At 42.1% G+C, this 19,221-nt stretch carries 18 protein-coding genes and 1 pseudogene; 8 read left to right on the top strand and 11 right to left on the bottom strand.

What is annotated here, in order from left to right:
- Positions 1-95: 95 nt before the first annotated feature.
- A complete protein-coding gene (locus tag JCM2765_RS01395) occupies positions 96-1,010 on the top strand; it encodes a LysR family transcriptional regulator (RefSeq protein ID WP_054732891.1) in 915 nt (304 codons plus the stop codon).
- 23 nt (positions 1,011-1,033) lie between these two features.
- On the opposite strand, the gene JCM2765_RS01400 is transcribed toward JCM2765_RS01395, so the two are convergent.
- Entirely contained in the window at positions 1,034-2,218 is a 1,185-nt protein-coding gene (locus tag JCM2765_RS01400; RefSeq protein ID WP_054732894.1) for an oxidoreductase, read from the bottom strand.
- Positions 2,219-2,444: 226 nt separating this feature from the next.
- Positions 2,445-3,362 (bottom strand): LysR family transcriptional regulator, encoded by a 918-nt coding sequence (locus JCM2765_RS01405; protein WP_054732896.1) that lies wholly within the window; start codon positions 3,360-3,362, stop codon positions 2,445-2,447.
- Positions 3,363-3,489: 127 nt separating this feature from the next.
- On the opposite strand from JCM2765_RS01405, the pseudogene JCM2765_RS01410 reads away from it, so the two are divergent.
- Positions 3,490-4,673 (top strand): annotated as a pseudogene (locus JCM2765_RS01410) (NADH-dependent flavin oxidoreductase).
- Positions 4,674-4,883: 210 nt separating this feature from the next.
- Here JCM2765_RS01410 and JCM2765_RS01415 read toward each other — a convergent pair.
- Positions 4,884-5,921 (bottom strand): AraC family transcriptional regulator, encoded by a 1,038-nt coding sequence (locus tag JCM2765_RS01415; RefSeq protein WP_054732898.1) that lies wholly within the window; start codon positions 5,919-5,921, stop codon positions 4,884-4,886.
- A 198-nt stretch (positions 5,922-6,119) separates the two neighbouring features.
- Between JCM2765_RS01415 and JCM2765_RS01420 the strand changes: the two genes are divergently transcribed.
- The 4 genes from JCM2765_RS01420 (at position 6,120) to JCM2765_RS01440 (ending at position 10,988) form a co-directional block, all read left to right on the top strand.
- Positions 6,120-8,519, top strand: a complete 2,400-nt coding sequence (locus JCM2765_RS01420) for a glycoside hydrolase family 2 protein (RefSeq protein ID WP_054732900.1) — start codon at positions 6,120-6,122, stop codon at positions 8,517-8,519.
- Between the two features lie 21 nt (positions 8,520-8,540).
- Entirely contained in the window at positions 8,541-9,551 is a 1,011-nt protein-coding gene (locus tag JCM2765_RS01425; RefSeq protein ID WP_054732903.1) for an MFS transporter, read from the top strand.
- A gap of 360 nt (positions 9,552-9,911) precedes the next feature.
- A complete protein-coding gene (locus JCM2765_RS01435) occupies positions 9,912-10,316 on the top strand; it encodes a hypothetical protein (protein WP_054732908.1) in 405 nt (134 codons plus the stop codon).
- 33 nt (positions 10,317-10,349) lie between these two features.
- Positions 10,350-10,988: an HD domain-containing protein gene (locus JCM2765_RS01440; RefSeq protein WP_054732909.1), complete on the top strand. Its 639-nt coding sequence runs from the start codon at positions 10,350-10,352 to the stop codon at positions 10,986-10,988.
- A 329-nt stretch (positions 10,989-11,317) separates the two neighbouring features.
- Here JCM2765_RS01440 and JCM2765_RS16960 read toward each other — a convergent pair whose 3' ends face one another.
- The 7 genes from JCM2765_RS16960 to JCM2765_RS01470 all read right to left on the bottom strand — a co-directional run bounded on the left by JCM2765_RS16960 (position 11,318) and on the right by JCM2765_RS01470 (position 16,146).
- Positions 11,318-11,464, bottom strand: coding sequence for a hypothetical protein (locus JCM2765_RS16960; protein WP_156301633.1), 147 nt, complete (start codon positions 11,462-11,464; stop codon positions 11,318-11,320).
- Between the two features lie 168 nt (positions 11,465-11,632).
- Positions 11,633-11,929: a hypothetical protein gene (locus JCM2765_RS01445; protein WP_054732910.1), complete on the bottom strand. Its 297-nt coding sequence runs from the start codon at positions 11,927-11,929 to the stop codon at positions 11,633-11,635.
- Between the two features lie 164 nt (positions 11,930-12,093).
- Complete coding sequence (locus tag JCM2765_RS01450) at positions 12,094-12,417, bottom strand: hypothetical protein (RefSeq protein ID WP_054732911.1); 324 nt, start codon at positions 12,415-12,417, stop codon at positions 12,094-12,096.
- A gap of 349 nt (positions 12,418-12,766) precedes the next feature.
- The gene (locus JCM2765_RS01455) at positions 12,767-14,089 is read right to left on the bottom strand and encodes a Na+/H+ antiporter NhaC family protein (RefSeq protein WP_054732913.1); all 1,323 of its coding nucleotides are present in this window, start codon (positions 14,087-14,089) and stop codon (positions 12,767-12,769) included.
- 73 nt (positions 14,090-14,162) lie between these two features.
- Positions 14,163-15,326 (bottom strand): MFS transporter, encoded by a 1,164-nt coding sequence (locus JCM2765_RS01460; RefSeq protein ID WP_082404941.1) that lies wholly within the window; start codon positions 15,324-15,326, stop codon positions 14,163-14,165.
- 236 nt (positions 15,327-15,562) lie between these two features.
- Positions 15,563-15,928, bottom strand: a complete 366-nt coding sequence (locus JCM2765_RS01465; protein ID WP_369404023.1) for a type II toxin-antitoxin system death-on-curing family toxin — start codon at positions 15,926-15,928, stop codon at positions 15,563-15,565.
- Positions 15,925-16,146: a hypothetical protein gene (locus JCM2765_RS01470; protein WP_054732919.1), complete on the bottom strand. Its 222-nt coding sequence runs from the start codon at positions 16,144-16,146 to the stop codon at positions 15,925-15,927. The genes JCM2765_RS01465 and JCM2765_RS01470 overlap by 4 nt, the downstream gene beginning before the upstream one ends.
- Before the next feature lie 186 nt (positions 16,147-16,332).
- Between JCM2765_RS01470 and cls the strand changes: the two genes are divergently transcribed.
- The gene (cls, locus tag JCM2765_RS01475; protein ID WP_054732922.1) at positions 16,333-17,793 is read left to right on the top strand and encodes a cardiolipin synthase; all 1,461 of its coding nucleotides are present in this window, start codon (positions 16,333-16,335) and stop codon (positions 17,791-17,793) included.
- A 251-nt stretch (positions 17,794-18,044) separates the two neighbouring features.
- Positions 18,045-18,605 carry a phosphoribosyltransferase family protein gene (locus tag JCM2765_RS01480; RefSeq protein WP_054732925.1) on the top strand — a complete coding sequence of 187 codons (561 nt, stop codon included), beginning with the start codon at positions 18,045-18,047 and terminating at the stop codon, positions 18,603-18,605.
- A 27-nt stretch (positions 18,606-18,632) separates the two neighbouring features.
- Here the strand turns inward: JCM2765_RS01480 and JCM2765_RS01485 are convergent, their stop codons facing one another.
- Positions 18,633-19,208, bottom strand: a complete 576-nt coding sequence (locus JCM2765_RS01485; protein ID WP_054732928.1) for a Fic/DOC family protein — start codon at positions 19,206-19,208, stop codon at positions 18,633-18,635.
- Positions 19,209-19,221: the final 13 nt, after the last annotated feature.

Genomic DNA, 19,221 nt, shown 5'->3' on the forward strand with positions numbered 1-19,221 from the left:
TCGTTTCACATACGCTCACTGGAAATTTCACCCATTATGATAAACTGGATAGGTAAGGATTCCGTGAATATCCAAGAAGCTGGAGGCCAACCACCATGAATTTTGAACAATTACTCTACACCGAAGTCCTGTCTCAGCATAACTCGATGCAAAAGGCTGCGGATGCCCTGCATATCAGCAAATCCGGTTTGAGTGGCGCCATCAGTCAGTTAGAAACTGAGCTGGGCGTACAACTCTTCGACAAATCGACCAGTGGAACCAAATTAACGCCTGAAGGCCGCCAATTACTATCATCGGTTTCCGATATTTTGCGCGATAAAAATCAACTCGAAAACATCGCTTCGGTGGTTGCTAGTCCCCAAGAGCATCAAAGCTTGTCCATTCAATACATGAACATTATGCTTAAGCCATTCATGACCACTTTTATTGATGGTTACTCGACCAAGTATCACAATTTGCAGTTGAACATCAGCTGTCACGAATTCAGCTCGATTGTCCATCGTGTAGCGAATCAAGAGATTGATGCTGGGTTCGTCGCCATTAGCAGTGCTTTAGATGACTCAATTGCTGATTTAGAATTCACACCGGTCAGCACCAGCAAGTTAGTCCTGATGTGTGCGCCGGATAATGAGCTGACGCATTTAAATCGACCAATTACAATGGCGGATCTAAAAACGCAGCGATTCAGCATGTTTAACGATGAGTTCCATGATAGATTGTTTGACCGCCTACAATTTCAATGTGGGCCACTGCCACTGATTGCTAGAATCGACGACTCTTGGGCAATGGAACAGGTCGTGACGAAATTAAATACGGTCTGCTTTGGCCGCGTCTTTCAAGGCAACCTTTCCAGCACCAACGAGCTTTCCAATTTAAGCTGGATCGACGTCAGCAACATTATCGATGACACCTTTGTGCTTGGCTGGTTGACCAATCCGAACCACAAATTATCAGAACAGGCCCGCAGCTTGATCGATGAAATAAGTGCACAACTAAAAAAGAATGCCTGACTGGCATTCTTTTTTTGCGTAACTTATTTAGTCCCATCATGAGTCACAGCATCAGAAAGCTTAACATCCGTTAACGTTTGCAAGTAATCCGTGCCCGGCATTGCAAAGTAAGGGGTGTTCGCTAGTAACTGAATCAATCCCGGTGTGAGCTTTGATGCATCAACCGATTCTTTGTTGAATTCTAACAAAATATCGTCAGCGTGACCCGTTTTGATCTTTTCAGCAATTTGTGGGTCAATTAAGGTTGCTCGACCAAGGGCTGCAATGTCAACGTAGTTTAAAACATCTTCCATTTTAGCAACTGTATTGAGGCCACCAGCAATCATCAATAGGGCAGGTGCTTTAACACCAGTCCCTAGTAATTGGGCAAAATTCTGGTCCGAATCAGTTGGCGTTTTGGCATAATCATTCGTTGATAGGTGAACGTAGTCAAATTCAAATAATTCAGTCAATTTTTGAACCAGTTGCTGTGATTCGTGCCAAGTGTAGCCAACGTTTTCACCATGAATTTCTTCCGGACTGATCCGGTAACCGACGATAAAGTCATCAGGTGCGTAGGCCTTAACGGTCTTAAAGACCTCGCGAGACACTTCAATCGCAAAATTCATCCGTTTCTCTAAGCTACCACCCCAAAAATCGGTCCGATGGTTAGAAAAAGCAGAGAAGAATTCCTGAAGCAAGTAGTGGTTAGCCCCGTGAATCTCAATGCCATCAAAGCCACAGTCAATGGCACGCTTCGTGGCGGCGCCAAAATCATGAACAATATCCCAAACTTCATCTTCGGTCAATTCATGCAACGGGTAGTCGATCCATGGGAAGTCCATGTCAGTTGGTACCTCAACTCGGCCACCTAACTCGTAACGGTACTGTGCTTCACGTCCAGAATGAACGATTTGCAGGATTGCTTTGTTACCATCTTTCTTTAGACCATCGGCAATTCGCTTAAAGCCGGGTTTGAAATCATCGTTGTAGATTGCTAACTGTTCACGATCCGGGGCCCAAGAACGAGATGGACCACCGTTAGGGCTAACACTGGTGTATTCGACGATGACCATTCCAGCGGACTTAGAACGCGCACTATAGTAATCAATCGTATCCTGAGTGACTTTTTCGTCTGAACCACTATTTGTTAACATTGGTGATTGGGCGATTCGAGTATCAATCGTTGCACCGTGGCGAAAAGTAACAGTATCGGTGAGTTTTTTCATGATTGAAGCCTCCTGTATTTAATACACCAAGTGTATCTTTTCACAAGTAGCTTGGGAATATCGAGAAAGCGGTCGGGGTGTTCAGGTTTGGTGAACACCTAAAAATTAATAATTGAATTGCTATTTTTAAATTAAATCGTTAGGTTGCTGAGTAATGGCTATTACTCTCCTCGATAAAAACATTATCATTCCTGATGTGACGGCATCAATAATTATTTAAATTCTGTTATTGGTCATGTAACTTTTGCTGCCGGTCGGGGTTGATCCCATAGACATGCTGAGATACTGATAATAGTGCGTCCATTTCCGGTGTGTTTTCCTTGCTGTCACGGTGCGCCATAATAAATGTATGCTTTAATTGGTTGATTGGTATCGCGATACGCTGAATCATTAACCGCGAATTCGTCAGATAGCTGGTCGGCACGATCGACCAACCGGCTTTATTTTGGACTAATTGTACCACGAGCTTAGGATCGCTGACGTTTAATACTGGAATCAAAGATAGTCGTTGATGCTTTAGGTAGTCTTTAACCAATTCACCTGTAATCATCGAAGTATCAATAGCAATGTAGGGGCGTTCTACCAGTTTTCTGAGTTGATCAGCAGTTGCAATATCGGGGTAATCAGTTGGCGTGATGATGCTGAAGGTTGTTTCACGATAAATCCGATAAGAAAAGTTACTTGTACGTTTAGACTTCGGTCCGATATAGAGATCGCTTTGATTATCTCGGACAGTCTTTTCAGCGGCCACGGACGGAGCTTCATGGACTTCGAGGTGATACTGTGGGTATTTTTGAATGAATTCTGCAAATAACCGACCAATTTCTAACTGATTAAGATGCGAGCTTAACGCAATCGAAATATTGCCTGATTTCGATTGTGAAATTTCATTCATAATTTCATTTAAGCTGGCTTGCTGTGAAATAATTTCTTGCAGACCATGTAAATAAATGTTGCCAGCATAAGTTAATTTAAGCGGCTTGGCCGTTCTGTCAAGAAGCTGAGTCCCCAATGTCGACTCCGTCTGGGTAATCAGTCGACTAACATACGGCTGTGAGACATATAAGTGTTTAGCAGCAGCTGTAATACTGCCAAGATGTTCAATGGCAATCAAAATATCCGCAATTGTTTTTTGGTTTTCCATATTTATCCTTCTTTTATAACAAAACTGTTATGAGTTTACTTAAAAAACGGTATTCGACTTTGTGATTAATTATACTATACTTAATTTGTAAGTTAAATCACTTGTTATACGTGGAAGGATGATAATGATGTCAAAAACGAAATACAGCTTTTTGAATGGTTTTGAATTTAAAAGTGGCCTTAAAGTCAAGAACCGAATTGTTATACCTCCAATGACTGAGGCTTCTGGGTTTGAAGATGGTTCAATCACGTCTGATGAATTACGTTATTTTAAGATTCATAGCGGCGGTGTTGGTTTATTTATCTCACCAGTCGCTAACGTCTCTGAAAACGGTAAAGGGTTTGAAGGCGAATTATCAATCACAGATGACCGATTCTTACCAGGACTAACCAAAATGGCTTCCGCAATGAAACAAAACGGGACTAAAGCGGTATTACAAATTTTTCACGCTGGACGAATGTCGAATTCTAAAATTTTACGTGGTGAACAAACCGTTAGCGCCAGTGCCGTAGCTGCTGAACGACCAAACGCTGAAACGCCACGCGAATTGACCAATGACGAGATTGAACAAATCATCACGGACTTTGGCGAAGCGACTCGTCGGGCAATTGAAGCTGGTTTTGATGGTATCGAACTTCATGGGGCTAACACATATCTGTTACAGCAATTCTTCTCTCCACACTCCAATCGCCGAACTGACAAATGGGGCGGTTCCGTTGAAAAACGGATGACTTTCGCATTAGAAGTCATCAAAACTTGCCATACCATGGTCGAAAAGTATGCTGACCGACCATTCTTGATTGGCTATCGACTCAGCCAGAAGAGATTGAAAATCCCGGAATTCGAATGGCGGATACATTGCAATTTATTGACACACTGTGCAATCAGCCAATCGATTACCTACACATCTCGATGGGCTACGCTTGGCGAACTTCATTGAATGATGAATCTGACACGGAGCCATTAATTTTAAAAATTAAACGGCAAGTTGCCGGTCGTTTACCATTGATCTCCGTGGGTTCCGTTGAAAAACCAACGGATGCTCAAAAAGTTATGGATGCTGGTCTCGACTTCGTGGCACTGGGCCGCGAAATGTTACGGGAACCTAACTGGGTTCAAAAGGTCGAAAATAACGATGAAGCCGCAATTCGTTACACGATTTCAACATCAGATTTAGATGAATTAGGCATCACGCCAGCAATGTGGAACTTCCTGATTGTACGGCTACAATCCGCAATGCACGTTTCAAATCAACCAGACTATGATAAAGGTCTCTTCAATCATAAATTAGCACCACATGAAGGCGCTTAGACGCGAAAAAGTTCACCTCAATATTTGGTGAACTTTTTCGTTTGTGGTCACAGTATTTATAACGCCTAAACATAGTATTTTAAATTTGGGGCCATGAAATTCCATTTCTTACGTATCTAATCACTTATAAGGACAAGTCATCATGACTTTTTTAGGTTAATTACCTATCGTTGCACTTCAATTCTAGGTAAACCCCAAATACCTCAGTAACTATTTTTGATATTTTTGTCGATAAGCAGACGGCATTATGCCGTAAGCCGCTTCAAATGACGAGTTAAAATTAGTGCGATTGTTAAACCCGAGCGTGTTAGTAATATGAGTAATTGAAAATCGTGAATTTTTTAAAAGAAAGGCGGCCTTTCTCAGACAAATTAAATTGAGATACGCCTTGATTGAAATACCATACTCTTTGATAAAACTTCGATTCAAATAATTCCCGTTATAGCCCATCTCTTCACCTAATTCTAAGTAAGTAATTTTTTTACAAATACTATCTAATAACTGTCGAGTCAACTGCGCAATTTCATTACCTTTATTAACATTGACGATAACAGGGTCACAGCGATAGAGCGATGGCTGGGAAAACAGATCTAAAATTCGAATGTAGAGCCCATTTACGATGTAATCGTAACCGGCTCTTTTTTGTGTTAACTCATTTTCAATTTGGGAAATAATTTCAGATAGGGCCGTTAAACCAACGTTGTCGGAATTGATTGGATGAAAAATTAAACAGTTCTTTTTAGTGTCCGAAATTTTCGTGTCTTTTGAAAACAATTCGTATAGAGCGGAACTATTCCGAATAAATCGGTGTTCTTTATCCTGCAGACACTGTTGAATAACCTCAGGCGCAATATCCAGAAATGCCGTTACCTTTTCTTTTTCGCGATGACCTTCAACATGAAAAGTATCACGATTAACCAAACAGGCATCCCCAGTATTTAGATTAACGGGAGTGCCATCCAAGTTGATGGAAAGTTCACCATCTATAATAACGATTAATTCATAATAATTATGAGAGTGAAGGACATTGATACCTTCAAAATTATTCAATTCGGTCAAATTCATAGAAAAGGCGGAAAAGTCGGTAAGCGAATATTTGTAGAATAACGATTTAGTGTCCAATTTTTTAAATAATTCCAAGTGTAATTTGTCATTACTTTGACGAATTAAATTCAAATTACTCATTGGAATTGTTTCATTGCTATTCGTTTTTAAATTCTTATGTTGGTAGGTTGTATCAAATTTCATAGATTACCTCATTCATCTCATCATTAGTATATTTTTAGTACATATAGAGTAACTTATAGTAAAAAAAACGCACAAATCATCACTCCTTTTAGATTTAACATAAATTCGTAAAGCTTGCAAGCGATTACAAAATAAGGAGTGATCTTTTGAGAACGATTGATTTGAATAAACAATGGGTAGTTAAAGACCGAATTTCAGATGTTAGTGATCAAGTTTTTGGTGGTGCTCAAGCAACTGAAATTAAAGTTGATCTGCTACGATGCAATGATTGAAACAACACGGGACAAAAGTAACGCAACTGGTTCTGACATGGGCTATTTTGAAGCAAAAGATTATGAATTTACCAAAACATTTACGATCAGTTCAAGCAATCAATGTGCGGAAATTATTTTGCAATTTGCTGGTATTTATGGAAATTCAACGTTTTTAATCAACGATCAAGTCGTTGGTCGTCATAGTTACGGTTTTGGACCATTCTCATTTACGGTTCAAGACTACATTAATTTTGGTCAAGAAAATGAACTTAAAATTTTGATCAGAAACTCACAACAACCATCTACACGTTGGTACTCAGGTGCTGGTTTGCTTCATTCAGTCTCATTACTTATCGGGGACGTTATTAGAATCGACAAAAATTTAGTTAAAATATCAACTGAAAATTGTGACGAAGATACCGCAGATTTGGTATTAGATACCAACATTTTAAATAGTCAATTAGGCAGTAAAAAAGTCACTTTGAAACACGAAATTTTTGATCAAAATCAACAAATCGTCGCGGTTAGAGAACAAGTTATTAATCTGCAATCATTACAAACCACGCACACTACAACTCGAATTTACATCCCACAACCAAATCTTTGGTCAGTTGAAACACCGTACCTGTATACCTGCCGAACGTCTTTGATGCAAGAAGAAACTAGCATCGACGAATGCACAAATAGCTTTGGCATCCGTACGCTTCGATTAAATAATCAACAAGGCCTGTTAATTAACGGAAAATCGGTTAAATTACGTGGCGGTTGCTTACACCCCGATAATGGTGTACTGGGCACCGCCGGATATTACACTGCTGAAGAACGCAAAGTACTCAAATTAAAATCAGCAGGTTATAACGCGATTCGGTCAGCACATAATCCTATCAGTCAAGAATTATTGGAAGCCTGTGATCGTCAAGGAATGCTGATTATGGATGAATTTACGGACGTCTGGACAAAAGCAAAGACACCGTTCGACTATGCTTCATATATGGAAACCCAGTGGAAGCAGGATATTGATAATTTAGTTAATCGTGATTTCAATCATCCTTCAGTCATTTTATATTCGATTGGTAATGAAATCCCCGAAACCGGGACTGATAAATCTACTTTTTGGGGACGTCAATTCATTGATGAGATTCATGCGTTAGATACCACGCGATATACGATTAATGCAATTAACCCAACAATGTCTAATATGGATAAATTACCTCAAATTGCTGAATCATTAAAGGAAACAATTCCCGATCAAAATATCAACGATTTAATGAACAACTTCAACGAATTAATGCCTCTGGTAAACACTCACGAAATTACTAGTCGTGCAATTTCAGAATCAGCCGATATGGTCGATATCGTTGGGTATAACTATGCTGCAGCTAGATATGAGTTAGATCATAAAGATTTTCCTAATCGTATTTTTATCGGCACCGAAACTAACCCTGCGGATTTAGCAACGAACTGGCAGCTCGTGACGGAAAACAGTTATGTATTAGGCGATTTTAGCTGGACGGCCTGGGACTACCTTGGGGAAGTGGGAATTGGAAGAATTGTACCGGATGACGGTAAGCAGTTCTTTACTGGCGCATATCCATGGCTTTCATCAGCTTGCGGTGATTTTGACTTGATTGGCGAACGGAAGCCCGTATCTTATTGGCGGCAAACGGTTTGGTCTGACAATCCTAAGCCGTATATTGCCGTACAAAATCCAGTCAATTACGGTAAGAAAATGTTTGCGGGAAATTGGGCTTGGACAGACACACAGCATTCGTGGACCTGGCCAGAATCTGAAAACCAATCGACAACTGTTGAGGTGTATTCAAACGCTGACGAAGTTGAGTTGATTTTAAATGGTCATTCGCTTGGGCGAAAGAAGCAGGGCGAATCAACGATTAAAAATTATTTTAAATGGCAGCTTAAATACGTTCCGGGTCGTCTTGAAGCAATCAGTTATGTTGCCGGTAAAGCCGTTGGTAAAGACGAACTCCATACAACTAAACCCGCTACGAAAATTCAAATCACTGCCGAAAATAAAACTCAGGACTTAAAACAGTCGTTGCACTACTTTAACATCACAGCAGTTGATGCCAATGGAGAACTGGATATCAATTGTTTATCACATATTAAAGTAACGGTAACGGGGGATGCTGAGTTAAAGGCCGTCACTACGGGTAATCCTATGCCAGACGATAAATACGTATCAAATAGTCATGATTTGTACCAAGGCAAGGCCTTAGTAATTATTCAAACAAATACTGAAACAAATTCCAAGCCGAGTGTGGCAACAATTCACGTTTCTTCGGAAACATTGGCCGATACAGAACTAAAAGTGGATTTTAGTTAACCGGAAAGGGAGATTATTAAAATGGAAAACAGCGTAAAAACCAAAAGTGTCCTACAACGTCGGATCGCCATACTAGCTTTAGGGACGATGTCGATGGTTTCATTAGCCATTTCACCATCCTATGCTGCGATTGCTCAGGCATTCAAAGCTAGTAATACAATGGTTCAAATGCTCACGTCTATTGCAAATTTAGCGGCTTTAATCGCCGGGTTAATGGTTGGTCGCTTAGTATCAGGAAGTATGTCGCGAAAAAAGATTGTGGTAACCGCAGTTGCATTAATTTGTATCGGGGGACTATTGCCGCTAGCAATTCATGGTAGCATGGGCATTTTAATCGTTTTTTCAGCGATTATTGGTTTTGGCCAAGGAATGGTTACCAATATGGTGCAAATTTTGATTACAGAAGAACTCCCCGAAAAAAATCGTCAATCAGCAATGGGGCAAAACACCACCTTTACCAACATTGGCGCGATGGTTTTGATTACCCTTGGTGGTGTTTTAGCTGCTAAATCTTGGATTAACAATTACTGGGTCTTCTTAATTCCCGTACTGGTATTGATAATCGTCATGATTTGCTTACCAAGTCAAAATATTTATGCCAATCAAGCAAAAGATGACGCCGATGTTGATGCTAACGTTGATAACGGTAAAATTGAATTAAACAAATACAGCTGGGCAATTACTTTCCTAGGATTTTTATCCATGCTCTTATATAACGTCTTTTCAAACAATATTTCGATGTTCGTGGTCAGTCATAAGTTAGGTGGTAGCGCACAAGCTGGTATTCTTTCAATGATTGGTTTACTGGGTGGCCTGTTAGCAGGTTTAATAGTCGGTAAGCTGGCTAAAATTTTACCAAAATATACCATTAGCATTTCATTCTTATTGATGGCACTTTCATATTTAATCATTGGCTGGTCAAATTCCATGTCATTGGTTATTGTAGGTAGTTTCTTGTCCGGCGCTGCTTTAAGTGTCTGTATGGCTCAATATCCATTCTTAATTTCGATTTCAATTAAACCTAGTAGTTAGGTATGGCATTTGGCGTTTACAATGGCGGTCTGGCAATTGGAGGTTTTTTGAGTCCACTAATCATTAATCCGCTGACAAATGCACTTCAAAATACGTTGCATATGAACATTTTCCTCGTGTCAGGTGTTTTAAGTGTAATCATCACCGTATTGATTGTTTTGGTCCAATTTCAGGCAAGACTACTCAAACAGAATTTAGCTTAGTTTGTCAAAAGAAGTTTCCTAATCCTGTCTTGCACGCATGTTAGTGATTAGGGTAGATTTGGTGAACACCTAAAAAATCAATTAACACCGCAAGCGACAGCTGGTGTCGCTACCAAGTGCTAATCTTAAACCATCAAACTTGATGGAGGTACTTGCCATGCAACCCGTAGACTACACCGTATTAGGTTACTTGTTAGAAGACTTTTCAACTGGAGATAATTACGATCCACACACCCTGAACCCAGAATTAGATTCAAACGTCTTTTTTGACGATGACATTCAAGAACCTAATCTGGTCCGTATCGGTCTGAATCTGACTTTTAGCGATAAAGACGACCCGGATAACTTCTTCAAAATTGTCGTGCTCGTAAGATTAGACATTCCATCTAATAAAGCCATCAAAGTCGACTGGCATTGGTGGGACTTCAAGGACAACGAAACCCTGTTTGATAACTTCTATGATATTTGTCGAAATACCGTGAAATACGAAACTCGGTTGGATATTGAAGGTGGTTTTGATGTCGAAGATTTTCGCAATGACGTTTATAACAGTTATCTTTAATGATGACTGACTGCCACTGAAAGGAAGGTTGCTTTGAACCCACACTCACAAACAAGGCACGCGACTGAATTGACGCACGCCCAAATTGCTGCCTTACCATTAACCTTAACGGCTCAACAATTTGCAACCTGTGTTCACGCTAATCAACACCGCAAGGGAAAGCCTAAGATGCCGTTTGTGACGCACTTGGTTGCCGTGACTGAGTGGCTCAAATTATGGACAGATAACGACGAAACGCTGATTGCCGTGGGCTGGTTGCATGATACGGTTGAAGATACCGAAACGACGTTGACCGACCTCGAACGTCGCTTTGGATCAGTCATCAGAGACCTAGTTGCCGCTGAAACGGAAAACAAGTTCGGCCACGTTGATGAAGTTGGCACCTGGCGCAGCCGAAAGTTGGATCAAATCGCAAGGTTAGCCCACGAAGCTGAGCAAGAGCCACAAATTCTCTACGTTGCCTTAGCGGATAAAACCGCCAACATTCAAGAAATGGTCACCGATTATCAGCAGGTCGGCGATACGCTATGGATCCGATTCAATAGCAGTCGCGAAGACCAACACTGGTATTACCAGCGATTCGCAACGCTAATCGGCAACTCAGTTATTGGTCATAATCAGCCCGACATTATTCAACCACTAAAAACCGCTTTGGATATTCTTTGGCGGTAGGTCCTTAAACAGCAGTCAATCACCTAATCGTTAGTGAACGATGGGGCGGTTGACTGCTGTTTTGCGACGTCACAAAAAACAGCCCTCCCGACAAGCGAGACTGGCTGTTTCGATGAGACGATCATGTTAGGGTATTAGCATACCATAGATTTTATTTTTATGTCGGGCAAAATACTCAATCAATAATAATTAGTTAATCGTTTCGCTACCGCCACCTGTAATTCTCGCTTAATTCGATAGACTAATGGATGACGACAACCATTGGAAAACATCATCATCCGTTAAATATCCGATAATCGACATATGCCACAAAATATGTAATGAACTCATTAGTCTTCATCGAGCCAAGCCTCTATCTCCTCATTTGGATCCATTAAGGTTATGGGATTAGTACGCAGGACCATCTCCTGAATTTTAGTGGTAGCTTGCTGGACAAACTGTGATTTTAACGCTATTAAATTTTGATAGTCATCCATTTTGTTCACTCCTTGTACGTTATTCACTCTATATTATGTACTAAAACACGTACGTAATCAGCTAATTTAACCGTCATTATTAATCTACACTAAATTAAAAAAGTTGTCGTCAACATCTTGAAGATGCCTAACCACAACTTTTTGGTTTATAAAGCTTAATAATTCAATTTAGATGGTTCGACTGACAACCAACACATACCGCCCAATTTCTGGAATCCCGTACAACTCAAACTGAGCCGTTTGCTGTTCCCACAAGTTTCGCAGATGGGTATCCGTCATCACAGCTTCTTGGGCTTGATCCTGACTAAAGTATTCAGCAATCTCGTCAATTTGGGCCGTTTGCTGAAGGGCATCACTTGTCTGAGACCACGTTTCAGTGGCCTTCATGCCATACAGTCTAGGGAGTTGACGCCACGTAATCAGGTTGGTTAGGGGCAATTTAATGGTTTGAAGTTGTTTTAGCATGGGCAGGAATCCTTTCTTTGAGCGATTAGAATCTCATTTGTTTTTGTTTAGTCATCATTATGACATGAAAATGTAATGAATTTGAGAAGGAAATCGTAATTTTTTGTAAAGAAATTTACATTTCCAAATACTAAAACGCAAACTTACCTCGTTTGTCCGAATTTTTAGAAGGGGAGGGTTTCAAATCGCTCAAAATCCCCCGTTACTCGTTGTAACGATTCAACGTTGACCCTAATTTGATCAAATACCTTACCGCTAATCGGTTTAGCAATAAACTTTAAATCAGCACGTTCAACGTGAAAAACCGGTGTTAATCCAGGAATTTTAACGGCCACCATTGTCGATAAATCATCAGTCGTAGCTGACAGTATGAGTTCTAATGGCTGATTAGGTGCCAGATACTCGTTTTTAGGCTGACCTGCATGTTCAAAATAAAGTTTAAGCGGTTGAATCGTCTGGTAACACTGGCGTTTAATTGTTCGGGGCATCGGGGTCACTCCTTAATTTTTTAGCGTCAAAAGTTTATTTTATCAGACTAGTTGGTCAGGCTCAATTAGCAGAATGCGTTTTATTAGGTCATTGGAAATGAAAAAAGCATTTTTACTTAAAATCAGAATAAACGGGTACTTAGACGCAAAACGGTTAGATTTTCTGACCGCGATAACCAACGCAAAAAAAACAGCCAACCCCCGTTGGAAGGGTTAGCTGAAAACCGCTGTAGGTTTAATGTAATGATCATTACATATATAGTGTAACACGAATCCTAACGGGGGAGGTGGCATCTGCGTTGGTCATTTTTGTCGATATGCACAGATAAAAATTAAATGACAATCATTTTTATCTAATATTGCGTTTTTGTACAATCGTGCGTTGCTTGGAACGTAATAATTGCCAGCACCCGTAAAAGATTGGGACTAAGTACAGATAAAATGCGTAGGGGAGGTACCCCGTAAAACTCGTCCCCAGAATGGCAATGGGGACAAATACCGCAATATTCCACGGAATTACAGGAGCGAGTAACACGGCAGTATTTTCCAATCCCATCGCTAATTCATCACGTTGATCAGGATAATTGCGTTTTACCAGCGTGTTCGTCATGATGATTGCCACTGACTGGTTGCAGCCAATTCCCGCAGTTACCAAACTCGCAAACACGGTGATGCCAAAGCGTTTCGCAGGTGAGCCTTCCGGATGCGCCAGTCGGGTCTGAAGTTGTTTGAAACTATCGAGGTGGTCGAAAATACCCGCAATCGCACACGAGAGAAACACCACGCTAAGCGGATTGACCATTGAGATCATGCCACCACCCTGAATCAGTTGGTGCGGTCCCGGATTGAATCCCAGAAGCAGTGACGTAAGCAGGGTGATCAATGCCGTGTGCTGACTAAAGACCCCAATTAAAAGGGCACTCACGATGCTGACCAGAATAGATTCGCTGATTGGCCGGCGGAAAACGGATAAAATCAAGATAATCGCTGCCGGTACCAGCATTAGCCACGAGATGTGGAAGCTAGCACGTAACGTAGTCAGCAGTGACCGATTCAGGTGATTGAGCGGATGCAGGTTACCAAGGATAAAGTAACCACCAACACTTACCAACAGCGCGACCCACGACGTTTTAAACATGTTTTTAATGTTGCGAAATAGGTTGGTCATCGATAACGTGGCAACCAAACTTGCACTGGACGACAGTGGCGAACAGCGATCACCAAAGTAGATACCCGCAATAATCGCGCCGGCAACCATATCCAAATTAATGGCCCCACTCTTCGCAATCAGCATCAACGGCAAGCCCACCACGCTGACGGTTCCAAACGAGGTCCCAATCACAAACGAAACCGCCGCACAGACTAGGAACACGATTGGAATAAAGTAGTGCGGGTTGATCAATAAACACGCATCATACACGATGGTCGCAATCGTACCAGAGGCCATCCAAATGCCAATTGTCGCCCCAATCAACAACAGGGTCTTGATGACGCCCCAAGACGTCTTGGCACCTCGCCATGAAAATTGCAGAATCTGCCGCCAAGTTAATTCACGGCGCGCAATCAAACTAAAAATTAACCAACAGCCCAGTAACGCGTAGCCCAACGGAATTTGATGTAAGACACAACCAATTAAGATGCCAAATGCAACGATGGTCCCTACAAGTAACATAAACCCACTTCCATTCACAACAATTCAATCAGTCACTATTGTACCGAATTTTCAGAAAAGTGGCGCATTTAATTCAATTGGCTGCATTTTGCGCTGGTAACCGGTGGGTAAGGGTGAAGCCGATGAAAATGACGATTGCTGAAATCAACATCAAAACAAGTAGCACAATGTTCCAGCTTTGCGTTTGCGTCTTTAACTGCCCCAGCAAACTTGGTCCAATGCTTGCCAATAGATACCCAATCGATTGCACAACCCCGCCGATGATGCCAGCGTTCACGGCCGTTTGGGCCACCAACGTCACCAGACTTAACGCTAGCGAGAAAATTGCGGTCGTTGTGATGCCCAGAATAACCGTTGCCAGCTCTAAGATAATCACTGACTGGCCACCAACGAGAAGGCCGCCAATTCCCAATACATAACCCATTAAGAGCATGGCCATCACGCGCATCAAGCTTCGCCGATCCTGCCGAAGTTGAGGCAACAAGTACGCTGCCGGCACGCCAATCAACTGAAACAGGCCTTGGCTAATACCAGCAGTGGTTGGCGTTAACTGATGCGCCGTCAAAATGCTGGGTAACCAAGCCGAAACCGTGTAGAACACCAACGATTGACCACCAAAGAAGAGCGCTAGTAACCAGACGGCTGGTTGTTTTAAGAGTTGCCAATCAAAGGTCGCCTTCGACTGGTGAACTGAATGACTAGTGCCTGATTGCTTAGGTGTTAACCACCAACTCACTAACCCGAGCACCGCTGGAACTGATAACCACTGCATCGTGACTTGCCAGTCCCACAAGGTTGCAGCGGGAACGACCAGCATGCTGGCAATGGCAGCACAAACGTTAAAAGTCGACGTGTAAAAGCCATTGAGCCGTCCGGTTTCCTGCGGTCGATTTTCCAAAATAATTACCGGTAGCAACACATTTAACGCAGTGATCGATAAACCAACGAACGCCGTCCCAATCAATAGTAGCGGTTGATTAAGTACCCGCACCCAATTAGCAACGGCTAACACCGCTAAACTAATGGCGACTAACCGACTGGCCCCAATTCGGGGAACCAGCACGCCAATCAACGCCGAAAACCCACCAAAGCAAAGTAACGGAATCGTGGTCAACAAGCCAATCGTGGTCGAACTGATCCCAGCGCCCAGTAATTTAGTCGTGAGGGGCGGTACACTAATGATCGCCATCCGCAGATTCATCGCGATCAAGACTATGGCTACCGAAAAAGGCACCATTTTTTAATTTCAAGCTTTTGCATCATTCATAAATCCTTTCCCGGCAATCACTTAACGCCTAGAAAACACAAAAAAGGGGACACTCAACCAGGCGTTCTCGCCTAGTGGTGTCCCCGCTAGTAACATGACCCCGGCGCTAGTGGCCGTGGCTATCAGATACGTTAGGGATACTGTATCAGAAATGACCATGGGGTGCAAGTATTACTCGCAAACCATCGCTAACCATTTGGCAACCATTAACATTGTATCTTCACTGTCAGGTGATTGGTGACTGACAGCATAAATTGATCGGCGCTATTAACGACCCGGTCATCCTTCACTTGGTGACCATTAATCATCAAAAAATACAGTGCAGACTGAATTGCAGTTCTTTTATTACCATCAATAAAAACGTGTTTTTTCGTAATCTTTTGTAAGATAAACGCCGCTTTTAACCAGATAGTCGGATAAAGTTCATGACCAAAAACGACTTGCTGTGGTTGGTTTACGATCACTTGTAGTGCCGCTTTCGATTGGACACCAAAAGTGATACCACCGACTTGTTGAACGGCATACTTGTTAATTTCGATAAGCTCAGCCTGGGTTAAATATCTGATTGTCATTGATCTTTTAGCTTCTCCATCAGTGGCTGGAATCGATCCATAAACTCGTGAATATTTTCAACATCCGTCGGTTCAAGTGTCTCTGAAGCCACTCGTTTATAGATCAAATTGCCATGATCATCAATACTTGGCTCGAAATCAATGCCAACGGGTAGTTTAAAACCGTCAGGAACGGTTAACACGATTGAATTACCAACTTTTCGACTTTTGATTGTCATCGTACCGCCTCCAAATTTTTTGGTATATCTAGAGTATATACAAGTAACGCTGTAATCACAACTAATTAGTTACCATAATACGAAATAAACTAGTCCATTTCATTGTCAAAATCCACATTTCCCTCTATACACCACCCCAATTTTGCGCTACCGTAAAAGCATGCTTAATTTGGGGGACGATTCACTATGACTTGGACACTTGTTAACACGATCATCACCGTCATTTTCGTTTTAAACGTGATTGCGGCGGTGATCACCGTTTTTCGGGAAAAACGCGACATCGCAGCAACTTGGGCGTGGTTGCTGGTTTTAAACTTACTGCCGATCATTGGGTTTTTACTCTACGCCTTTTTCGGTCGAAAGCTCACACACCGGCAATTACGAAAGATTCAGGTTCAGCCAAATGCTGAGCTAACTGAGACCCTAGCCCGGCAACAGGAACTATTGCCACCGGCAACGGCCGATGATACCCACCGTGAAGCATCGGTCAAAAACATGATCAACCTGTTTCAAAACATTGACCATGCATTTGTGACCACCAATAACCAATCTGAGCTCTTTACGGATGGGCAAAAACTATTCGCCGACATCCGGCAAGAGATCCGGCAGGCGCAACACAACGTTTACGTTGAATTTTATACGTTTTATGCTGATGAACTCGGTCGTGAAATGCTGGCGCCGCTGATTGAAAAGGCGCGCGAGGGTGTTGAAGTACGGGTACTGTACGATTCATGGGGCTCCATGGGCACCAAGCGCGACTTTTTCGAACCGTTACGAGAAGCTGGCGGACTGGCTGAACCCTTCTTGGGCATTCACTCTAACTGGCTAGATTTTCGACTCAACTTCCGAAATCACCGTAAAATCGTGGCAATCGATGGCTGGACCGGCTACATTGGTGGCTTCAACATTGGTGATCAGTACGTTGGCCGGGATAAAAAATTCGGCTACTGGCGCGATACGCATTTAAAAGTCGAAGGTGACGGCGTTTTGGCGCTACAACAACAGTTCATCCGTGATTGGGACGCGACCACTACCGATCCAAAGCTCAAGATGGACATTAACCAAACCCACTTTCCTAAGGGCAACAACGGGTTAGGGAAAACCATGATGCAGGTGGTTGCCAGTGGGCCTGATGACGATTTGGAACAGGTTAAACTCGGTTACTTGCGGATGATCAATAGCGCCCGGCAACGATTGTATATTCAAACACCGTACCTGATTCCAGATGATAGTGTGCTTAACGCACTGCGCAGTGCCATTCACTCCGGTGTCGATGTGCGCATCATGGTACCACACATGCCAGACCACGCCTTCGTCTACCGAGCAACGCAGTACTATGCGCGCTTATTAGCGGAAGATGGGGCGAAGATCTACTTCTACCAAAACGGCTTTTTGCACGCCAAAACAATGGTGATCGATGATGCGATTTCCAGTGTCGGCTCAGCCAACATGGATTTCCGTAGTTTCAAGCTAAATTTCGAAGCCAACGCGTTCGTTTACGACTTCAAAGTTGCGTCACAGTTACGCACGATTTTTGAAGCCGATATCGAAAAGAGTACCTTAGTGGCGCCGCAGGACTTTCGTGAGATGTCACGGTGGTTACGGTTTAAACAGGCGTTTTCGAGATTGTTGTCGCCGATTTTGTAGGGACCGAATTAGAAAGCATCACCTTAATCATAAAAAGTGTGCCTCTCACAGCGCTCAATTTGAGTTTTGTGAGGGGCACGCTTTTTATAAATGACTTATTTTAGGTGTATATTCCTATACTATAAATAGCATTTTTACATAATTGTTCTTAATTTAGTGTGATTATTAACGAATTGCTAAAAAAGAAGTATACTCAGAAGTAAATAACGAACTTTTGATCAATCAAAGCTCATTCTATAAAGGAGTTCAACATGACCCAAACCTATCAACTCAACCTCGGTCCCATCACCCGAAACTTACCCCTGATCCAACTGACACCCAATTTAACCATTGCGTCATTCGTCCTACTTGGTGACGCGGAGCTAACGCACTATGCAGCAACCCAATTAGCTAAGAAACTGGCCAACGTATCATTTGACTACTTCGTTACTATGGAAAGTAAGGGGATTCCGCTAGCTCAAGAACTGAGTTGGTTAACGCATCATAACCGCTATATCGTACTACGTAAGTCGGTTAAAGATTACATGCAACAACCAATTGAACGACCAGTTGAGGCAATCACAACGAGTACGCCGCAAAAATTGGTATTAGACGGAGCGGATGCGCAATTGATCAAGGGAAAACGGGTCATCATCGTTGACGATGTCATCAGCTCTGGTGGGTCTGTCGAGACGGCTAAACAATTAGTAGTATCCGCCGGGGCAACGGTAATTCGACAATTGGCGATTTTGGCAGAAGGTGAGGCGGCTGAGCGAGAAGATATTGATTATTTGCAGCAGTTGCCTTTATTTAAAGGGAATAACGTCATCTAAAAAATGGTGGTTAGGTATTCCTTACTATCAAATATCATTCGTAATTGCCTTAGTTAACGCTTCCACCATCATCTTTAAATTATCCGCAACCGCAGCCTGCATATAGCTATCATAGGCGGGACTACTTTTTTTCAAATGCAGTGTAATCCCATTTTGTTCAGCAATCAGCGTAATAAAAAGTCGCTGTGTCCGACCATTTCCCTCGCGGAACGGATGAAACATCTTAATATCCAGTAATAGCTGCGCTAAATCATATAATTGCGTTTCTGTTGAATGATATGATTGACGGTTAAAGTGGCTAATTTGGGTGTTCAAGTCTTCAATTGCATACTTAAACCGAGATACCGGGAAAAATTCGGTACTATATTTATGGAAATTACCAGTTCTAAACTCACCCGCCCAAGAATAGATATCCCCAAACAATTTATAGTGGATCACCTTGAGCGACTCAATATCTTTAATGGTGATGGGGTGGTCAATTATCTCTTGATATCTAACCTGGGAAATTCTGGATTCAGCTATAAATAAGCGATGTGCATTCGTAATGTTTAGCTTATTAATTAACGTACCGTTACCCTGAAGTGTATCCGTTATCCAACTCATCAGGATTCCTTAA

The sequence above is a fragment of the Secundilactobacillus similis DSM 23365 = JCM 2765 genome (assembly GCF_001311075.1).
Taxonomy (GTDB): domain Bacteria; phylum Bacillota; class Bacilli; order Lactobacillales; family Lactobacillaceae; genus Secundilactobacillus; species Secundilactobacillus similis.

What these genes read in the sequence shown, in the direction of transcription:
- JCM2765_RS01395 (WP_054732891.1), top strand. Translation starts at nt 96, where the DNA reads ATGAATTTTGAACAATTACTCTACACCGAAGTCCTGTCTCAGCATAAC.
- JCM2765_RS01400 (WP_054732894.1), bottom strand. Translation starts at nt 2,218, where the DNA reads ATGAAAAAACTCACCGATACTGTTACTTTTCGCCACGGTGCAACGATT.
- JCM2765_RS01405 (WP_054732896.1), bottom strand. Translation starts at nt 3,362, where the DNA reads ATGGAAAACCAAAAAACAATTGCGGATATTTTGATTGCCATTGAACAT.
- JCM2765_RS01415 (WP_054732898.1), bottom strand. Translation starts at nt 5,921, where the DNA reads ATGAAATTTGATACAACCTACCAACATAAGAATTTAAAAACGAATAGC.
- JCM2765_RS01420 (WP_054732900.1), top strand. Translation starts at nt 6,120, where the DNA reads ATGTTAGTGATCAAGTTTTTGGTGGTGCTCAAGCAACTGAAATTAAAG.
- JCM2765_RS01425 (WP_054732903.1), top strand. Translation starts at nt 8,541, where the DNA reads ATGGAAAACAGCGTAAAAACCAAAAGTGTCCTACAACGTCGGATCGCC.
- JCM2765_RS01435 (WP_054732908.1), top strand. Translation starts at nt 9,912, where the DNA reads ATGCAACCCGTAGACTACACCGTATTAGGTTACTTGTTAGAAGACTTT.
- JCM2765_RS16960 (WP_156301633.1), bottom strand. Translation starts at nt 11,464, where the DNA reads ATGGATGACTATCAAAATTTAATAGCGTTAAAATCACAGTTTGTCCAG.
- JCM2765_RS01445 (WP_054732910.1), bottom strand. Translation starts at nt 11,929, where the DNA reads ATGCTAAAACAACTTCAAACCATTAAATTGCCCCTAACCAACCTGATT.
- JCM2765_RS01450 (WP_054732911.1), bottom strand. Translation starts at nt 12,417, where the DNA reads ATGCCCCGAACAATTAAACGCCAGTGTTACCAGACGATTCAACCGCTT.
- JCM2765_RS01455 (WP_054732913.1), bottom strand. Translation starts at nt 14,089, where the DNA reads ATGTTACTTGTAGGGACCATCGTTGCATTTGGCATCTTAATTGGTTGT.
- JCM2765_RS01460 (WP_082404941.1), bottom strand. Translation starts at nt 15,326, where the DNA reads ATGGTGCCTTTTTCGGTAGCCATAGTCTTGATCGCGATGAATCTGCGG.
- JCM2765_RS01465 (WP_369404023.1), bottom strand. Translation starts at nt 15,928, where the DNA reads ATGACAATCAGATATTTAACCCAGGCTGAGCTTATCGAAATTAACAAG.
- JCM2765_RS01470 (WP_054732919.1), bottom strand. Translation starts at nt 16,146, where the DNA reads ATGACAATCAAAAGTCGAAAAGTTGGTAATTCAATCGTGTTAACCGTT.
- cls (WP_054732922.1), top strand. Translation starts at nt 16,333, where the DNA reads ATGACTTGGACACTTGTTAACACGATCATCACCGTCATTTTCGTTTTA.
- JCM2765_RS01480 (WP_054732925.1), top strand. Translation starts at nt 18,045, where the DNA reads ATGACCCAAACCTATCAACTCAACCTCGGTCCCATCACCCGAAACTTA.
- JCM2765_RS01485 (WP_054732928.1), bottom strand. Translation starts at nt 19,208, where the DNA reads ATGAGTTGGATAACGGATACACTTCAGGGTAACGGTACGTTAATTAAT.